This window comes from Kitasatospora sp. NPDC059817 (assembly GCF_042731835.1).
Lineage (GTDB): Bacteria > Actinomycetota > Actinomycetes > Streptomycetales > Streptomycetaceae > Kitasatospora.
The window spans coordinates 1-16,477 of sequence record NZ_JBHWIR010000054.1 but is presented as its reverse complement, the minus strand read 5'-3'; the positions used below and the strand labels follow the sequence as shown (position 1 = coordinate 16,477).

The following is a 16,477-nucleotide window of genomic DNA, read 5'->3' as shown; positions in this document are numbered from 1 at the left end:
GCCCCCCGGCTCCCCCCCCGGGCACCCCCCGGGTGGGGGGCCCCCCCCCCCCCCTTGGCTCCCCCCCCCGGGGTGTTGTTTGGTGGTGGCCGGACTCGGGGTGCTGGTGCCTCTGGCCGGAGCCTGTTCTGGCCGGTGCTGCTTCTGGCCCGCGCTGCTTCTGGCCCGCGCTGTTTCTGGCCGGGGCCGGCTCTGGCCGGTGCTGCTTCTGTGCTGCGGCGCGACCGGTCTCGGCCTCTGGGGCGTGGGGCTACCGGGAGGCGGCGTCGGCCAGGTCGGCGTGGTGGCGGCGGGTGACCTCGGGGTGGGCCCGGGTGTAGCCCTTCCACTCGTTGAGACCGAACTCGGCGAACAGCGGGTTGTCCGGATCCGCGGTGGCGCCGGGGGCGTGCCGGGCGAACGGGAAGTCCAGCGGCTCGATGTGGGCGTCGAGGCGGGGGTTGTAGAAGAACGGGACGGAGAAGCGCTCGCGGGCGCCGACCGGGCTGACCACGCGGTGGTTGGTGGCCTTGAGGTAGCCGTCGGTGGCCACCTCCAGCAGTTCGCCGAGGTTGACGACGAAGGCGCCCGGCATCGGCGGGACCTCCAGGAAGGTGCCGTCCGGGCGCTCGACCTGGAGGCCGCCGACGGTGTCCTGGAGCAGCAGTGTGATGAAGCCGTAGTCCTTGTGGGCGCCGACGCCCTGGCCGGCGCCGTCCGGAGCGGTGCCGGGGTAGCGGACCAGCTTGAGCCGCAGGTGGGGGTGGCCGGCGAAGGCCTCGTCGTAGAAGTCGGGGCGGGCGCCGATCGCGGTGAGGAGCTCGTGCAGCAGCCGGCGGGCGGTGTCGCTGAGGTGGTCGATCCAGCCGAGCGCGGCGGTGCGCAGCTCGGGGAGCGCCGCGGGCCACTGGTTGGGGCCCTCCAGCCACCAGTACGGGGGCTCGCCGGTGCCGGGCACGTGCGGGGGCAGCTCGGCGCCGATGTCCAGCTGGTCGCGCCAGTCCTGGCTGCCGCCGGTGCGCTCGTCGCCGGTGCGGGTGTAGCCGCGGTAGTGGGGGGAGTTGAGGTTGCTCACGGCGAGCCGGTCGGCCTCGGGGAGGGCGAAGAAGGCGCGCATCGCGTCGGTGAGCGCGGCCGTCTCCTCCGGGGTGATGCCGTGGCCGACGAGCTGGAAGAACCCGACGTCGGTGGCTGCGGCACGGAGTTCGTCGTGCAGTCGGCGGCGGTCGTCCGGGCCGCCGTCGGCGAGCGAGAGGTTGATCACCGGGAGGGAGTCGGATATGGGGGTGTACTGCTGCGACATGTGTGACATCCGCTGGTCTCGTCCCGGCCTGTCCCGGTGATCGACCGGGGGATGGCCGGAGTGGCCGCCTGGTGCGGCGGGTGCTCCGGGAGCCGGGAGGTGGAGGCGGCCGGGTGGAGGCTGCCCTTGAGGATGGGTGGCGCGAGGTTCAGCTGGAGCGTCGACAGGACATGCTTGTCACGCGGAGCAGGTCCACGTGGCGACGGCGAACAAGGATGAGCACGTCACCAGCGTAGATGACCTTGACCGGAGCGGGCGAGCCCCCTGCAGCGGAGGGCGGTCTCTCACTTGGCGGTGGCCCTTCAAGGGGTGGATAGGGTGGAAAGCCTTTGTATGTCGCCCCTCTCAGCCGTTGTTGAGGTAGGCCAGCACGGCCAGGACGCGGCGGTTGTCGTCGTCGGAGGGCTGGAGGTCGAGTCGGACGAAGATCGACGCGGTGTGCTTGGCGACGGCCCGCTCGGTGATCACCAACTGCTGGGCGATCGCCGCGTTGGAGCGCCCCTCGGCCATCAGCGCCAGCACCTGCCGCTCGCGCGGGGAGAGGGTGGAGACCGGGCCGGCCGAGGAGTTGTGGGTGAGCAGCCGGCTGATCACCTCCGGGTCCATCACGGTGCCGCCCCGGGAGACCCGCTGCACCGCGTCGATGAACTGGGCGCCGTCCAGCACCCGGTCCTTCAGCAGGTAGCCGATCCCGCCGGTGCTGCCGGCCAGCAGCTCGCGCGCGTACAACTGCTCCACGAACTGCGACAGCACCAGGACGGGCAGCCCTGGGTGCGCCTGGCGGGCGGCCAGCGCCGCCCGCAGCCCCTCGTCGGTGAAGCCGGGCGGCAGCCGGACGTCGACCACGGCGATGTCCGGCCGGTCGGCGGCCACCGCGGCGAGCAGTTCGTCGCCGGTCTCGACCGCCGCGGTGACCTCCATGCCGCTGGCCTCCAGCAGCCGGGTCAGGCCGTCCCGGAGGAGGAAGAGGTCTTCGGCGATGACAACGCGCACGGGATCTCCAGGTTCACAATGGTCGGGCCACCGGAGGGGCTGCTGATCGCGAGCACCCCGTCGAAGGCGGCCAGTCGGCGTTCGGTTCCGCTGAGGCCGGTCCCCCGGGACGGGTTGGCGCCACCGCGCCCGTCATCGGTGACCGATATCCGCAGCAGCCCGTCACTGTGCCCTATCTCGATCCACACGTGCGAGGCGCCGGCGTGTTTCACCACGTTGGCCAGCAGCTCGCTCACCGCGAAGTAGACGGCGGACTCCACCGGGGCGGGCGCCCGGCCGGGCAGCCCGCCGGTGAAGGTGACCGGCAGCGGGAGGTCCAGCGCGGTCGCCTCCACCGCGTCGGCCAGGCCGCGGTCGGCGAGCACCGGCGGATGGATGCCCCGGACCAGGTCGCGCAGCTCGCTCAGGGCCTTGACCGAGGACATCCGGGCCTCGACCAGCAGGGGTTGCAGGGCCTTCGGGTCGTCCTTCACCTGCTCGGCCACGGTCAGCAGCATGCCCAGGGCGACCAGCCGGGCCTGCGCCCCGTCGTGCAGGTCCCGCTCGATCCGGCGCAGCTCGGCCGCCCCGGCGTCGATGGTGTCCGCCCTGGTCCGGGCCAGATGACTGACCTGGCGGGCGAGTTCGCTCCGCCGGGACGGGCCGAGCAGGGCTCGGGCGGCCCGCTCATGCACCCGCAGGACCGGCGGCGCGGCCCACAGGGCGGCCAGCGGGGAGATGTAGAGCCCCATCATGTAGACGGGCCCCAGCGGGAGGAACGGCCCGTTCCGGCCGAGCACCTGGAGGGCGATCGGGGTCAGCACGACGATCACGGCGGTGATCGGGATGACGCAGCCGGAGACGAGCACCCAGAGGAGGTCCCGCCAGGTCGCCGGATCGGCCAACCAGCCGCCGGCGCGCAGCCGCTGCCACGGCCCGGCGTCGACGCGGTGGTACGGCACCGGGATCGGCCGGCCGCTCCACCGGCCGACGATCCGCCGGTTCTCCGTCGCGATCCAGCGCGTGCCGAGCAGGCCGAGCACCAGCATCGCCGGTCCCAGGCAGAGCGATCCGGACCGACCGCCGGGCGGGGCGCCGCCGTAGAGATCGGTGGCCATCAGCGCGAGCGCGCCCGGCGCGAACAGGACGGCCCCGGCCGCCCGGCCGCCGCCCCCGGTGGCCCAGCAGAGCGCCCAGAGGGCGACCGGCGTCAGCGGCACCAGCAGGATCAGCGGCCCGCCCGGACCGTGGGCGAACGGCTCGGCGTCGTCGGGGCCGAGCAGGGCGGCGGCCAGCAGGACCGGCCCGGCCAGCAGCGCCATCAGCCCCGTGACGGCCAACGTGACCATGTAGAGCGCCCGCACGCCGGCCACGACGGCACCCTCCAGCTGCGCGACGGCCCTGGACACTGCGCTCGTCCTCATCCCGCGCCTCCCCTCCGGTCGGTGGCCCCGCGGCCCCGGTTGATCATCCGGCGTCAGTCTGCCGCGCCGTGACGTGCAGCGCTCTAGGTCTGCGCCCCCAATCCGGGGTGTACCTGGATACACCCCCGAGAGGCCGTCCAGACGGCTGTCCGTGCCCCGCCCCGAATTCGTAGCGTCATGTCCCGTCAGCCGGCCCGGACTTCCGGTGCCGGATCTCGAATCGTGGAGGGCCCGTGAACGCGCCGATCATCCGGATCCGCGGCGTCAGCAAGACGTACGACCGATCCGACGCCGCCCACCCCGCGCTGGCCGGGCTCGACCTGGAGGTCCGGGCCGGCGAGGCGCTGGCCGTGCTCGGCCGCTCGGGCAGCGGCAAGTCCACCCTGCTGAACCTGGTCGCCGGCCTCGACCGCCCGAGCGAGGGCACCGTCGAGGTGGACGGTGTGGCCGTCCACGAGCTCGGCGAGGCCGCCCTGGCCGAGTACCGGCGGAAGCGGATCGGCATGGTGTTCCAGTTCTTCAACCTGCTGGACGACCTGAACGTCGAGGACAACGTGCTGCTCCCGGCCCAGCTCGCCGGGATGCGGCGGGAGCAGGCCCGGGCCCGGGCCGGCGAGCTGCTGGAGCGGCTCGGGGTGGCCCGGCACGCCAAGGCCTTCCCCGGTCGGCTCTCCGGCGGCGAGCGCCAACGCGTCGCGGTGGCGAGGGCCTTGATGAACCGCCCGCCGCTGCTGCTCGCCGACGAGCCGACCGGGGCGCTGGACACCGCCTCGGCCGCCGACGTCCGCGACCTGCTCCGGGGGCTCAACGCGGAGGGCCAGACGATCCTGCTGGTCACCCACGACACCGCGCTCGCCGAGGCCTGCGCCGACCGGACCATCGAGCTGCTCGACGGCCGGCTGGTCCGGGACACCGCGGCCGTGCCGGCCCCCGGCGGTGTGCGATGAGCGAGCGCTGTGCGATGAGCGAGTGGTGGGGGTGCCCCCGGCCGGAGGCCGGGGGAGAGCGGATCACGGGAGGGCGCGTGCGGGCGAACGCCCCCGCCGGGCGAAGGGAGGCGGGCGCATGAGCGTACTGGGCAAGGTGGTTCGCGCCGGGGTCGGCCGCAAGCGGGTGCAGACCCTGGTCATGGTGCTCACCACGATGGCGGCCGTGACGGCGTGCATCCTCGCCACGGGCCTGCTGGTCGCCTCCCAGGGCCCGTACCAGCGCACCTTCGCCGACCAGCGCGGCGCGCACCTCAACGTGCTGTACGACCCGGCCAGGGCGAGTCCCGCCCAACTCGCCGCGACCGCGCACGCCCCCGGCGTGACGGCCTCGGCCGGCCCCTACCCGGCGCTCACCGTCCAGCCGCGCGCCGGCGACGAGCTCCGGATCCCGCCGGCCGGCAGCCTGCTCCCACCGGTGACGCTGGTCGGCCGGGCGAAGGACGGCCCGCTGGACGGCCTGCGGATCACCATGGGCCGCTGGCTCGCCGGCCCCGGCGAGGTGGTGTTCCTGGACGGCCACTCGCCGCTGGGCGTCGGCGACAGCATGCAGTTCCCCGACCTCCCCGGGCACCCGACCCTCAAGGTCGTCGGCCTGGCCGCCTCCCCCTCCTGGAGCGCGGACGGCTGGATCGCTCCCGAACAGGTCGCCGGGCTCACCGCGCCCGGTGCGGCGCCCGCCGCCCAGTACCTCTACCGCTTCGCCCACGCCGACACCGACGCCGAGGTGGAGGCCGGCCGCGCGGCGCTCGCCGCCGCGGTGCCGGGCGGCGCCCTCGCCAGGGCCACCTCGTACCGGCCGGCCCAGACGGAGGCCAACCGGACGGCCGCGACCTTCGTCCCGTTCGTGACGGCCTTCGGGGTGCTCGGCCTGGCCATGTCGGTGCTGATCATCGGCGTCGTGGTCAGCGGCGCCGTCAGCGCCGCCACCCGGCGGATCGGCATCCTCAAATCGCTCGGCTTCACCCCGTCCCAGGTGGCGCGCGCCTACGTCGGCCAGGCACTGATCCCGGCCGGGGTCGGTACGGCGCTCGGCGTGCTCGGCGGGAACCTGCTGTCCGTGCCCGTCCTCGGGGTGGCGCACAAGGCCCTGCGCGGCGGCCTGCTCGGCATCCCGCTCTGGGTGGACGTCGCCGTTTCGGCGGTGGCCCTGGCAGCCGTGGCGGGCACCGCCCTGGTGCCCGCGCTGCGGGCCGGCCGGCTGCGCACGGTGGAGGCGCTCGCGGTCGGCCGGACGGCGCCGGGCGCCCGGCGGGCAGCCTCCCGCGGCGGCCCGGGCCGGGCGGGGGCTTCCGGTCAGGCGAGTGCGTCGGGTCGGGTCGACACGTCGGGCCCGGCCGGGGCGTCGGGCCCGGTCGCCAGGGTCCAGCAGTTCATCGGCCGCCTACCGGTGCCGCGCGCCCTGAGCCTCGGGCTGGCGACCCCGCTCACCCGGCCGGGCCGCTCGGCGACCACGGCCGCCGCGGTGGTGCTCGGCACGGCCGGAGTCACCCTGTGCGTCGGCCTGACGCTCTCGCTCGGCTCCTTCCAAGACGGCCTCCAGGCCGGGCGCTCCGGCAAGGTCGTGGTCCAGACCCCGATCGAGAGCTCGACGAAGGCCCCCGACCACGTGGACGAGGCCGCCGCGGCCAGGGCGATCGCCGACCGCCCCGGCACCCGGGCCTGGTACAGCACCGCTCCGACGCCGGTCGCCGTGGCCGGAAACACCGGACGCACCGCGGTGATCGCCTTCACCGGGGACGCCTCCTGGGGCGGCTACCAGCTGATCTCCGGCCGGTGGTTCCAGGGCCCCGGCGAGGTGGTCGTCGCCACCGCCTTCCTGCGCGCCAACCAGGTGGGCGTCGGCGACACCGTCACCCTCACCGACCACGGGCGCAGCACCCCGGTGCGGATCAGTGGTGAGGTCCTGACCACCAACGACCAGGTGTTCGTCGACCGGGCCGCACTGGCCCCGCTCGGCACCGCCGTCCAGGCCGACACGGTCGCCTTCCAGATCGACCTCACCCCGGGCACGGACGCGCAGGCGTACGCGGACGGGCTCGACGACGCCGTCCGGCCGCTGGGCCTGAGCGCCGAAGCGGGCCGGCAGCAGATCAGCATCGTGATGCTGGCCATGAACACCCTCGCCGGGACGCTCACCCTGCTGCTGGCCGTGGTGGCCGGCCTGGGCGTGCTCAACACGGTGCTGCTGGACACCCGGGAGCGGGTGCACGACCTCGGGGTGCTCAAGGCGCTGGGGATGTCGCCCCGGCAGACGGTCGGCATGGTGCTCACCTCGGTCTGCGGCAGCGGGCTGGTGGCCGGGCTGATCGGGGTCCCGATCGGGATCCTGCTACACCACCAGGTGATGCCGGCGATGGCCCGCGCCGCCGGGGTCGGGGTGCCGGAGGCGGACCTCACCGTGTTCCACCCCTCGGTGGTGGGGCCGCTGATACTCGGCGGCCTGGTGCTGGCGCTGCTCGGCGCCCTCCTCCCCGCCGCCTGGACCGCCCGCACCCGGACGGTCACGGCGCTGCGCACCGAGTGACGGCGGGGCGTGGGGGGGCGGGCCCTCCCTGCCACCCCGACTGGGGCGGCAGAGAGGCCGGGCCCTGCCGCCCCGCCCCGCCGGTGGCTCAGGCCAGCCGCGCCTCCGCGTACGCCTCCATGGCGGCCCGCTGGTACGCGGCCAGGCCCGGGGTGATGGCCTCGTACGCGGCACTCCACTGGGCGTTCTCCGTGCAGGAGCGCGCGATCGCGCGGAACTCCTCGACGGAGACCGTCCGGAGGGAGGTGAGCGCCAGGTACTCGGCGTCGATGTGGCTCTGTACGGGCTCGGCGTCCGCCGGGTGGCTGGCCGCCAGCAGTTCCGCCAGGCGGATCATCCGCGTCGTCCGCTCGCGCTGTCCGGCCTCGACGTCGGCCTGGCTCATCGTGGCGGTGGCGCGCCGCGCCGCCTCGGCGTGCTCGGGGAAGTCCCGCAGGCTCTCCTCGACGTCGCCGGGCTCGATGCCCTCGAACAGGTTCTCCGGGCGGTTGATGCTGGTCATGGGTGTGCCGTCCTTTCGGGAACGTTCCAGGTCGGCGATCGTGCGGGAGACGGTGGCGGCCAGGGTGTCCAGCCGGTCGCGCTCGGCGAGCAGCCGGTGCCGGTGGTCCCGCAGGGCCTCCAGCTCGTCCACCTGGTCGCCCAGGATCCGGGCGATCCCGGTCAGCCCGACCCCCAGCGCCCGCAGCACGAGGATCTGTTGCAGCTGGAGCAACTGCCGCTCCTCGTAGTAGCGGTGGCCGTTCGAGCCGATCCAGGCCGGGGGCAGCAGGCCGATCTCGTCGTAGTGCCGCAGGGTCCGGGCGGTCACGCCCGACATCCGGACGACTTCCGCGATCGGCCAAGCCGTTGCCATGCGCCGTCTCCCTCGTTCACGTTCGCTTGGACCAGGGCCGGTTCCTCCGGCCCTGGTCACGACGGTAGAAGCTGCCGCTGCGGCAGCTTCAAGTCCCGAGACCGTCCCGGGACCGGAACCAGTGGAGGGACTGCCCGTGTGGTCCGGTGAAGGCCACCGGCTGCTCGTCCAGAGCGAGCGCGAACAGCCCGGATCCGGCGGGTGCCGGGCGGGGGAGTCGCCGCTCGACGGCCGGCAGCACCGAGACGGCCTCGTTGGAGATCCAGTGCCCGGGCAGGCCGCGCATGGTCACCGCGAACTCCTCCCGCGCCTCCGGGGACAGGTAGGCGAGCACCGCGCTGTGGAACACCACCGGCGTGGCACCGGCAGGCACCTGCGCCACCAACTCCCGTACCGTCGCGTTGAGATCGCCGCGCACCAGGTGCGGCGGCTCGGTCCGGGCGACCTGGACGGCGCCGCGCAGCCGCTCCAGCCGGTGGGCCTGCTCGGGCCAGACCAGCGACTCCAGCCAGCGCACGTCCCCCTCGTCCCGGACGTCCAGCGGGTTGAGGTCGATCCCGGCGCGCCACACCACCTCGGGCAGCCGCTCCCGCAGCGACGCCGGCAGCGGTACCGGCCCGCGCACCGCGCACTCCAGCGTCACCGGGCTCTCCTGGGCACCGAACTCGACTGCCGGGTCGCCCGCTTCACCCGCTTCGCGCACGTCGCGCACGTCGCCCACGTCAACCGTGTACCGGTACCGGTACCGGTCGGGGTAGAGACAGAGCCCCGCCGAGGCCCCCACCTCGATCAGCGCGAGCGGCTGCGGCAGCGCCGACAGCAGCGGCAGCAGGGTGGCGCACCGGCCGGCCTCGTTGGTCTGCGTCCGCCGTCGCAGCATCGTCGCCGCGACCTCGTCCCAGTGCGCCGATACCCAGGTGCGGAAGGCCGGATAGCCGGCCGTCACCGGTCCGCCGAGGTGGCGGACCGAACCGAACAGCAGGTTCGGCTGCCGCTTCGCGACCGGCAGTCCGTCCAGCAGGGCGCACAACTCTTCGTCCCCGGCGACGCGTTCGGCGAGGTCCTGGTAGCTCGCCGAGTTGCCGCGGGCCTCCCGCTCCGCGAAGGCCCGGTAGAGGTCCCCGGTAGCACTGTCCACGTTCCGTACTTCCTTTCTCTTCAGCTCTCTTCGACTCTCTTCAGCGAATTGGCGCAGCCTTGTCCGTGCCTTGTCCGTGCCTTTGCCGTCCGCTGTACGGGCGCTAACCCGGCCCCCGCGAGAGTGAGATCGCACCGCCACCGCCCGGAGGCGGCCGGGCCGGTGGTACTACGGCTGCGCCGCCGCCCGCAGCGCGGAGACCAGCGCGCCGAGCACCGGCTGCCCCCAGGCGCCCTCGCGTACTGCGGCGTGCAGTGCACGGACCGGCTCCGGGCCGCGGAGCCGGCGCACGGTGACGCCCGGGTGGCGCTGGGCGAGCCCCAGGGCGGGGACCAGGGCGATGCCCAGCCCGGCTGCGACGAAGCCCTGCGCCGTCGCGTAGTCGGCGCTGTCCACCGCGATGGACGGCCCGAACCCGGCCGCGTCGCAGGCCCCCCGGACGACCTCCCGGCACGGGCCGGGCGGCTCGGCCCCCACCCAGGGCTCGTCCGCGAGCTCGGCGAGGTCCAGGACGCGCTTCGCGGCGAGCCGGTGGCCCCTGGGCAGCACCGCCCGGTACGGGTCGTCGCGCAGGTGGACCAGCCGCAGGCCGGGGTGCGCGGCGCCGTCGGACCGGACCACCACCGCGAGGTCGGCCCGGCCGTCCAGCACCTCGGTGAGCGGGTCCTCCGGGTCGGTCATGCCGAGGTCGAGCCGTACGCCCGGGTGTGTTCGGCGGAACGCGGCCACCGCCGGGGCCACCAACGCGGCGCCGGCCGTGGCGAAGTAGCGCACGGTCAGGCTGCCGCTGCGCCCGGCCCGCAGGTCGGCCAGCGCCGCGCCGGCCTCCGCGACCTGCCGCTCGATGACGGCGGCGTGCCCGGCGAGCAGTAGTCCGGCGGCGGTCGGCCGCACGCCGCGCCCGACGCGTTCCAGCAGGGCCGTCCCGGTCTCCCGCTCCAGCACCGCCACCTGCTGGCTGACGGCGGACGGGGTGTAGCCGAGCGCGCCGGCCGCCGCGCTCACCGAGCCGTGGTCGACCACGGCCCGCAGGACCTGCATCCGTCGGACGTCGAGTACCTCAGTCATGTAGCTCAGCTTAAAGGTGGTGAAGAACATTTCGCTTGTGCTACCGGGTCCCGTCGCGGGACCGTCGTCGAACACCCCGACACCCCCTGGCACCCGACACCGCCCCCGGGCACCCGACACCGACACACCCGACACCGTCACCTCGACAGAAGGAGCACCGCCCGTGCTGCGGATGGCCGTTCTCGCCCTGTTCTGGGGCTCGGGCTTCCTCTGGATCCGGCTCGCGCTTCAGCACGGGCTCACCCCCGTGCAGATCACCGTGCTCCGCTCGGTCCTCGGCGCCGTAGTCCTGCTGCTGCTCGCCCGTTCCGCCCGGCAGCGCCTGCCGCGCGGCGCCGCCGTCTGGCGCCGGCTCACGTTGGCGGCGCTGCTCTGCAACGCGCTGCCGTTCCTGCTGACCGCGTACGGCGAGCGCGGCGTCGGTTCCGGCCTGGCCGGGGTGCTGCACGCGACCACCCCGCTCTGGTCCCTGCTGGTCGGCCTCGCGCTCGGCACCGAACGGGCCCTCGGCACCGAACGCGCCCGCGGCCCGCTGCGGTTGGGCGGTCTGGTGCTCGGCTTCGCGGGCGTGCTGCTGATCTTCTCCCCGTGGCGGGACGGCGGCGGCCTCCCGGTCCTGCCGGCGCTCGCCCTGCTCGGCGCGGCGGCCAGTTACGCGATCGCCTTCGCCTACATGGCCCGTGCCCTCACCGGCACGGGAACGGGCCCGTTGGCGCTCTCCGCCGCCCAGCTCACGGCCGCGGCCGGGCTGAGCACGCTCGCGCTCCCGGTCAGCGGCTCGCTCGACCCGGTCGCGGGCGCCGATCCGCTGGGACTCGTCGCCGTCGCCGTCCTCGGCGTCGCCTGCACCGGGCTCACCTTCCACCTCAACTACCGTCTCATCGCCACGGAAGGCCCCACGAGTGCGGCGACCGTCGGCTATCTGCTGCCGGTGGTCTCCACGGCGCTCGGCGCGCTCGTCCTCGGCGAGGAGCTGACGATCCGGACCGTCGCCGGAATGATCGTCGTACTCGCCGGTGTTTTTCTGACGAAACATCACCGGGCCCAAGCCCCCGCCCTCATGCCGACCCCCACCGCTTCACGCGACTGAACGGACCATGCACCCCCACTCCCTCTGGCGAACCGCCGACTTCCGCACCCTCTTCGCCGCGACCGCCCTCGCCCAACTCGGCACCAACGTCGGCTACGTCGCCGTCCCGCTGATCGCCGTCGAGGCGCTCGACGCGGGCCCGGGGCAGGTCGGCGTCCTCGCCACCCTGAGCACCCTCGCCTTCCTGCTCATCGGCCTGCCCGCCGGCGCCTGGGTGGACCGGATGCGCCACCGCCGCGTGCTGATCGTCGCCGACCTGGTGAAGGCCGCGTTGTACGCCTCGATCCCGCTCACCTGGTGGCTGGGCGGGCTCACCCTCTGGCAGCTGTACGCGGTCGCGCTGCTCACCGGCTGCGCGACGGTCTTCTTCGACGTCGGCTCGCAGAGCGTGCTGCCCCGGTTGGTCGGCCGCGGGCACCTGGTGCAGGCGAACGCCGCCGTCGTCGGCCTGATGGCGGTCGGCAACGTCGCCGGGCGCGGCGCGGGCGGCCTGCTGGTCCAACTGCTCACCGCGCCGTTCGCGATCGTCGCGACCGCGCTCAGCCACCTCGGCTCGGCGCTTCGCCTGATCGGGCTGCGCCGCACCCCCGCCCCCACCCCCGAGCCGATCGCCGACGAGGGCGGGGGCGAGGGCGGGGGCGGCGGCGATCGGCCCGGGGGCGGCGGGCTCGGAGCACAGATCGCCGAGGGGCTGCGGCACGTCCTCGGCAACCGGGAACTGCGCGCGCTCGCTCTCACCGGGGCCCTCACCAACCTGGGCTTCCAACTCGTCAACACCCTGCTACCGGTGCTGTTCGTGCGGGAACTGGGCCTTCCCGCCGGGGCGTTGGGCCTGTTCTGGGCGGTCGGCGGGGTCGGCACCCTGCTCGGCTCGCGCGGCGCCCGCCCGATCGCCGCCCGACTCGGCTACGGACGCACGCTCGGCCTGGCCGGCGTCTGCGTGGCGCCCGCCGGGCTGCTGGTGCCGCTGATCGGGCACGGCCCCTGGCTGTTCGCGGCGGGGGCGGGCTGGCTGCTGGTCTCGCTCAAGACCGGGATGGACAACGTCCTCGGGGTGAGCCTGCGCCAGCGGATGACCCCGGACGCGCTCCTCGGCCGGATGAACGCCACCTTCCGCTTCCTGCTCACCGGCGCGCTCGCGATCGGCTCCGCGCTGTCCGGGCTGCTCGGTGAACTCGTCGGCCTGCGGGCCACTCTCTGGTTCGGCGGAGCCGTCCTCGCGGTGGCCTTCCTGCCGGTCTTCCTCTCCCCGATCCGCACCCGCCGCCGGCTCCCCGACGCCGAAGCCGACGCCGAAGCCTCCGAAGGCCCCGTCCCCACCCAGCTCCCCGCGCAGCCCCGACAGGCCTGAAGGCCTACCAGCCCGGCCCGTGCCCCGGCTGCCAGTCCAGCCCCAGGTGCGGGCGCGGGCGGTGGATCCGCAGCAGCGCGGTCACCGACCAGACGACCAGGGTCAGCAGGGCGTAGAACAGCAGCAGCGCCCAGAACGGCGTGGTGGACATGCTCCCGTCCTCGAACCGGCACCACGCGTCCGGCGGCAGCCAGGACGCGCCCGTCTCCAGCAGCCGTCCGCCGCCGGGCACGAGGCCCTGCTCGCAGCGCTCGCCGAAGTCCAGTGACCGCACGTACAGCAGCCCGTACAGCGAGCCCGCCGCCGCGAGGGACAGGACGGCGCCGAAGGTGAGCAGCACCGCCCGCCGTCGCCCGGTCGCCGTACGGATGTTCGTCACCGGGGCAGCGTACCGGCGCACTGTCCGGGGCGCCGCCGGGATCACCCGAGCAGGCCGCCCATGTGCGCGTCCTCGGCGAGCAGCCGCCACGAGCACCCGGGCGAGGCGAACGCCTCCGGGTCGACGGCCTCCACGAGCCGGTCCACCACGGTGCTCAGCAGCGACTGCGGGTCGAACACCGCCCAGGTGTCCCGGCCCCGCCCGCAGTCCCAGCGTTCCCACTCGGCGCGCAGCCGCTCGTACGTCCACAGCGCGTACAGCAGGGCGGACAGGTCGCGGTTGAGGTAGGCCTCCGGTTGGCCGTCGTCGTACCAGTCCGGCAGTTCCAGGCGGCCGGTGATGCCGTCCAGGGCGATCGTCAGATCGGTCGGCCAGTCCCCGAGCGCCAGGAATTCCCGTTGGTACGGGCGCTCCTCCTCGCCGTCGAAGTACTCCGGGTACGCCTCCGCCATCGTGACCAGCGGCTCCTCGCAGACCCCGAACATCGCCCCGCCCAGCGGCAGTCCGATCTCGGTCAGCAGCCGCCGGGTCGGCTCGTGTACCAGCCCGTCGGGCAGTTCCTCCGCCCGGTAGCGGTGCACCAGGCCCGCGCCGCCCTCCTCGCCCGTCAGCGCGGCGAGCTCCGCCACCAGCTCCGGGCCGACCTCGTACGCCGGACCGCCCGGACCGCCGGGCAGCGCGCCCCAGCCCAGCGTCCGCACGAGCAGTGCCGTGCCCCAGTGCGCGGGCGGCGTCGCGGACCGCCCGAACAGCCCGGGGTCGATCTCCCGCATCCGCCGTTCGGCCCCGGCCGTCACCTCGGCGACCGCCGCGGGGCCGCGCCGCCCGTTCAGCGCGTCCGCCCGCCGGGCCGCCTCGGCGACCGCCTCCACCTCCCGCACCAATCCGGCCAGCGCGGGCAGACCGGAGGCCAGCAGGTCCCGCCGCGGGCCCGGTTCGCCGAGGAACACCTCGCCGGTCGTTCCGTCGAGCAGCACCAGGCCGCCGGCCGCGGCGAACGGCGCGCAGTACTCCGTCTCGCCCAGGACGAACAGCCGCTCCGCCTCGGGCAGTGCCGCCAACGCCCCGTCGCCGAGCACCCCGAAGTCCAGGAACGCCCCCGAGAGCGGCAGCCCCTCCCGGATCAGGAACTCCCGGCTCCCCGGATGCACCACCCCACTCGGCAATCCGTCCGCCGCCACCCGCGCACACCCCACGTCCCCCATGCCCCCCACGTCCCCCGACTTCCACCGCCCCGACCCTTGACCCCCAGACCCTAGCCGCCCCATCCGACACCAGCGCGGACAAGCCACCGCAAGCCACCGCAGGGCTCCAGCCTGTACCGGGCGGGTCAGACGAGCCCGCCGGCCTCCCGGGCGGCCCGCTCCACGCGGGCGTGGTGGGCCTGCCACCAGGCCGCGTCGCCGGGGGCGGTGTTGATCCCGTCGGGGCGCTGGCCGGTGGTGCCGTCGACGAGTTCGCGGAGCAGGTCGGCGTGGCCGGCGTGGCGGTGGGTCTCGGCGATCATGTGGACGAGGATCCGGTGCAGGGTCTGCTCGGCCCGCCGGCCGAACGGTATCCGGCCGATCGCGTCCAGCGGCAGCGCCTCGATGGTGGCGTCGGTGTGCGCCCAGACCCGGCGGTAGCGCCCGGTGATCTCTTCCGTCGTCTCGTCCGCCCGTGCCCACAGGTCGGCGTTCGGCTCGGTGTCGCCGGTGAACCACAGCGGCGTCGGTTCGGGGAACGGCCGCCCGAAGGTGTCGCCGAAGTACATCGCCTCGGCCCCGGTGACGTGCTTGACCAGCCCCAGCAGGTTGGTTCCGGTCGGGGTCAGCGGGCGCCGGAGGTCGTACTCGGAGAGGCCGTCGAGCTTCCACAGCAGGACGTCGCGGGCGTCCTGGAGGTAGATCCGGAGGTCGGTTTTGGGATCGGTCTTGGGGCTGGTTGCCGTCATGGCATCAGTCTGTTGATCGTGTCGGACCTGTCCATCGATTTCCGTGCACCCAGAGGTTGGCAAGGGGGAACTACGGAGTGTGACGGGCGGGGCGGGGAGGGTGTGGACTTGAATCTTTACGAACGAATGTTCGATCCTGGGGTTGTGTCCGTTTTCGAACCTGCTTTCGATTCCATCGCCGAGCGACCGACGCTCCGGCCGGTGGCGCCGGCCGCCGTGCCGGCGGACAAGCAGGACAAGCGGGACGGGCAGGACAAGCAGGCCGGGCGGGGCGTGGTGCCGGTGGTGCCGGCGCTGCGGGAGGTGCTGCCGGACGGCGGGCTGCGGCGGGGGGCTGCGGTGTCGGTGGCGGGTGGGGACACCGGGCTGCTGCTGGCGCTGGCGGCCGGGGTGAAGGAGACCGAGGGCGGCTGGGCGGCGGCCGTCGGGCTGCCGGACCTGGGGCTGGCCGCGGCCGAGGGGTACGGGCTGGACCTGCGGCGGCTGCTGGTCGCGGACGACCCGGGGCCGCACTGGGCCGAGGTGGTGTCGGTGCTGGCCGGCGCGGTCGAACTGGTCATGCTGCGCCCGGACGGCCCGGTGCCGCCGAAGCTGGCCACCCGGCTGGCGGCGGTGCTGCGGCGCAGCGGCTGCGTGCTGCTGGTGGCCGGGCCGTGGCCGGGGGCGGCCCTGCGGCTGGGGGTGCGGTCCGGGCGCTGGTTCGGGCTGGGGGACGGTTACGGGCAGCTCGCCGGGCGGCAGGTGGAGGTGGTGGCCGAGGGGCGCGGTTCGGCGGTGCGCGGGCGGACCGCCCGGCTCTGGCTGCCGGACGAGCACGGCGCGGTACGGCCGGTCCTGGACCGGCCGGCCCTGGCGCGCCCCGTCCTGGAGCGTCCCGTTCCGGGGCGGCCCGGGGTCGTCGAGCAGCCGCTCGAACGGGTAGCGGTGGTGTGAGCGATGGCGGACGACAGGACACCGCGGGTGCTGGTGGTCTGGTGCCCGGACTGGCCGGTGGCGGCCGTCACCGGCGACGACCCGGTGGCGGTGACCGAGGGCGGGCGGATCCTCGCCTGCTCGGCGGGTGCCCGGGCGGCCGGGGTGCGGCAGGGGCAGCGGCTCAAGCTGGCCCAGCGGCTCTGCCCGGCGCTGGAGCTGCGCGACCGCGACCCGGAGGCGGAGACCGGCCGCTTCGAGCCGGTGGTCGCGGCGGTGGAGGCGTTCACGCCCCGGGTGGAGGTGGTCCGCCCGGGCCTGTGCGCGATCCCGGTGAAGGGGCCGGGCCGCTACTTCGGCGGCGAGGAGGCGCTGGCGGCCAAGGTCCGGACGGCGGTGGCGGACGCGTTGGCCCGGGAGCCGGTCCCGGACGCCGCCCCCGGCGCGGTCGCCGTGCCCGCCACGCCCACCACCCCCACCGCGACGGAGCACCCCCCGCCCCCGCCCGCCCAGGTCGGCGTCGCCCACGGGCGGTTCGCCGCCGGGCTCCCCGCCCGCC

The 16,477-nt window shown here is 74.8% G+C and carries 14 protein-coding genes and 1 pseudogene; 6 read left to right on the top strand and 9 right to left on the bottom strand.

Features of this window, described 5'->3' with window-relative positions:
• Nucleotides 1-250 precede the first annotated feature (250 nt).
• From ACFV61_RS14320 to ACFV61_RS14310, 3 genes are all read right to left on the bottom strand, one after another.
• Nucleotides 251-1,282, bottom strand: coding sequence for an isopenicillin N synthase family dioxygenase (locus ACFV61_RS14320; RefSeq protein WP_380491867.1), 1,032 nt, complete (start codon nucleotides 1,280-1,282; stop codon nucleotides 251-253).
• A gap of 345 nt (nucleotides 1,283-1,627) precedes the next feature.
• A complete protein-coding gene (locus tag ACFV61_RS14315; RefSeq protein WP_063347002.1) occupies nucleotides 1,628-2,275 on the bottom strand; it encodes a response regulator transcription factor in 648 nt (215 codons plus the stop codon).
• On the bottom strand, nucleotides 2,227-3,678 hold the full coding sequence (locus ACFV61_RS14310) for a sensor domain-containing protein (protein ID WP_380491865.1): 1,452 nt from the start codon (nucleotides 3,676-3,678) through the stop codon (nucleotides 2,227-2,229). The genes ACFV61_RS14315 and ACFV61_RS14310 overlap by 49 nt, the downstream gene beginning before the upstream one ends.
• A 233-nt stretch (nucleotides 3,679-3,911) precedes the next feature.
• Between ACFV61_RS14310 and ACFV61_RS14305 the strand changes: the two genes are divergently transcribed.
• Both ACFV61_RS14305 and ACFV61_RS14300 read left to right on the top strand, forming a co-directional pair.
• The gene (locus tag ACFV61_RS14305) at nucleotides 3,912-4,625 is read left to right on the top strand and encodes an ABC transporter ATP-binding protein (RefSeq protein WP_244293320.1); all 714 of its coding nucleotides are present in this window, start codon (nucleotides 3,912-3,914) and stop codon (nucleotides 4,623-4,625) included.
• A 118-nt stretch (nucleotides 4,626-4,743) separates the two neighbouring features.
• Nucleotides 4,744-7,191, top strand: a complete 2,448-nt coding sequence (locus ACFV61_RS14300) for an ABC transporter permease (RefSeq protein WP_380491863.1) — start codon at nucleotides 4,744-4,746, stop codon at nucleotides 7,189-7,191.
• Between the two features lie 88 nt (nucleotides 7,192-7,279).
• On the opposite strand, the gene ACFV61_RS14295 is transcribed toward ACFV61_RS14300, so the two are convergent.
• The 3 genes from ACFV61_RS14295 to ACFV61_RS14285 all read right to left on the bottom strand — a co-directional run bounded on the left by ACFV61_RS14295 (nucleotide 7,280) and on the right by ACFV61_RS14285 (nucleotide 10,226).
• Nucleotides 7,280-8,047 carry a MerR family transcriptional regulator gene (locus tag ACFV61_RS14295; protein WP_380491861.1) on the bottom strand — a complete coding sequence of 256 codons (768 nt, stop codon included), beginning with the start codon at nucleotides 8,045-8,047 and terminating at the stop codon, nucleotides 7,280-7,282.
• A gap of 88 nt (nucleotides 8,048-8,135) precedes the next feature.
• Nucleotides 8,136-9,185, bottom strand: a complete 1,050-nt coding sequence (locus ACFV61_RS14290; RefSeq protein WP_380491859.1) for a DUF2332 domain-containing protein — start codon at nucleotides 9,183-9,185, stop codon at nucleotides 8,136-8,138.
• A gap of 168 nt (nucleotides 9,186-9,353) precedes the next feature.
• Nucleotides 9,354-10,226, bottom strand: a complete 873-nt coding sequence (locus ACFV61_RS14285) for a LysR family transcriptional regulator (protein ID WP_380491890.1) — start codon at nucleotides 10,224-10,226, stop codon at nucleotides 9,354-9,356.
• Nucleotides 10,227-10,425: 199 nt separating this feature from the next.
• Here ACFV61_RS14285 and ACFV61_RS14280 point away from each other — a divergent pair, with 199 nt between their 5' ends.
• Nucleotides 10,426-11,343 (top strand): DMT family transporter, encoded by a 918-nt coding sequence (locus ACFV61_RS14280; protein WP_380491889.1) that lies wholly within the window; start codon nucleotides 10,426-10,428, stop codon nucleotides 11,341-11,343.
• Between the two features lie 7 nt (nucleotides 11,344-11,350).
• Nucleotides 11,351-12,694: an MFS transporter gene (locus ACFV61_RS14275; protein ID WP_380491858.1), complete on the top strand. Its 1,344-nt coding sequence runs from the start codon at nucleotides 11,351-11,353 to the stop codon at nucleotides 12,692-12,694.
• A 4-nt stretch (nucleotides 12,695-12,698) separates the two neighbouring features.
• On the opposite strand, the gene ACFV61_RS14270 is transcribed toward ACFV61_RS14275, so the two are convergent.
• From ACFV61_RS14270 to ACFV61_RS14260, 3 genes are all read right to left on the bottom strand, one after another.
• Nucleotides 12,699-13,073, bottom strand: coding sequence for a hypothetical protein (locus ACFV61_RS14270; protein ID WP_159398386.1), 375 nt, complete (start codon nucleotides 13,071-13,073; stop codon nucleotides 12,699-12,701).
• A 41-nt stretch (nucleotides 13,074-13,114) separates the two neighbouring features.
• Complete coding sequence (locus ACFV61_RS14265; protein ID WP_380491856.1) at nucleotides 13,115-14,278, bottom strand: SUKH-4 family immunity protein; 1,164 nt, start codon at nucleotides 14,276-14,278, stop codon at nucleotides 13,115-13,117.
• 125 nt (nucleotides 14,279-14,403) lie between these two features.
• On the bottom strand, nucleotides 14,404-15,006 hold the full coding sequence (locus ACFV61_RS14260; protein ID WP_380423474.1) for a DinB family protein: 603 nt from the start codon (nucleotides 15,004-15,006) through the stop codon (nucleotides 14,404-14,406).
• Nucleotides 15,007-15,207: 201 nt separating this feature from the next.
• Between ACFV61_RS14260 and ACFV61_RS14255 the strand changes: the two genes are divergently transcribed.
• Both ACFV61_RS14255 and ACFV61_RS14250 read left to right on the top strand, forming a co-directional pair.
• Entirely contained in the window at nucleotides 15,208-15,939 is a 732-nt protein-coding gene (locus ACFV61_RS14255) for a hypothetical protein (RefSeq protein ID WP_380491854.1), read from the top strand.
• Between the two features lie 3 nt (nucleotides 15,940-15,942).
• Nucleotides 15,943-16,477 (top strand): annotated as a pseudogene (locus ACFV61_RS14250) (hypothetical protein); the annotation flags it as partial.

Coding starts and splice junctions, on each gene's coding strand:
- ACFV61_RS14295 (WP_380491861.1), bottom strand. CDS start 8,047: ATGGCAACGGCTTGGCCGATCGCGGAAGTCGTCCGGATGTCGGGCGTG.
- ACFV61_RS14280 (WP_380491889.1), top strand. CDS start 10,426: ATGGCCGTTCTCGCCCTGTTCTGGGGCTCGGGCTTCCTCTGGATCCGG.
- ACFV61_RS14265 (WP_380491856.1), bottom strand. CDS start 14,278: ATGGGGGACGTGGGGTGTGCGCGGGTGGCGGCGGACGGATTGCCGAGT.
- ACFV61_RS14320 (WP_380491867.1), bottom strand. CDS start 1,282: ATGTCGCAGCAGTACACCCCCATATCCGACTCCCTCCCGGTGATCAAC.
- ACFV61_RS14260 (WP_380423474.1), bottom strand. CDS start 15,006: ATGACGGCAACCAGCCCCAAGACCGATCCCAAAACCGACCTCCGGATC.
- ACFV61_RS14300 (WP_380491863.1), top strand. CDS start 4,744: ATGAGCGTACTGGGCAAGGTGGTTCGCGCCGGGGTCGGCCGCAAGCGG.
- ACFV61_RS14275 (WP_380491858.1), top strand. CDS start 11,351: ATGCACCCCCACTCCCTCTGGCGAACCGCCGACTTCCGCACCCTCTTC.
- ACFV61_RS14285 (WP_380491890.1), bottom strand. CDS start 10,226: ATGCAGGTCCTGCGGGCCGTGGTCGACCACGGCTCGGTGAGCGCGGCG.
- ACFV61_RS14310 (WP_380491865.1), bottom strand. CDS start 3,678: ATGAGGACGAGCGCAGTGTCCAGGGCCGTCGCGCAGCTGGAGGGTGCC.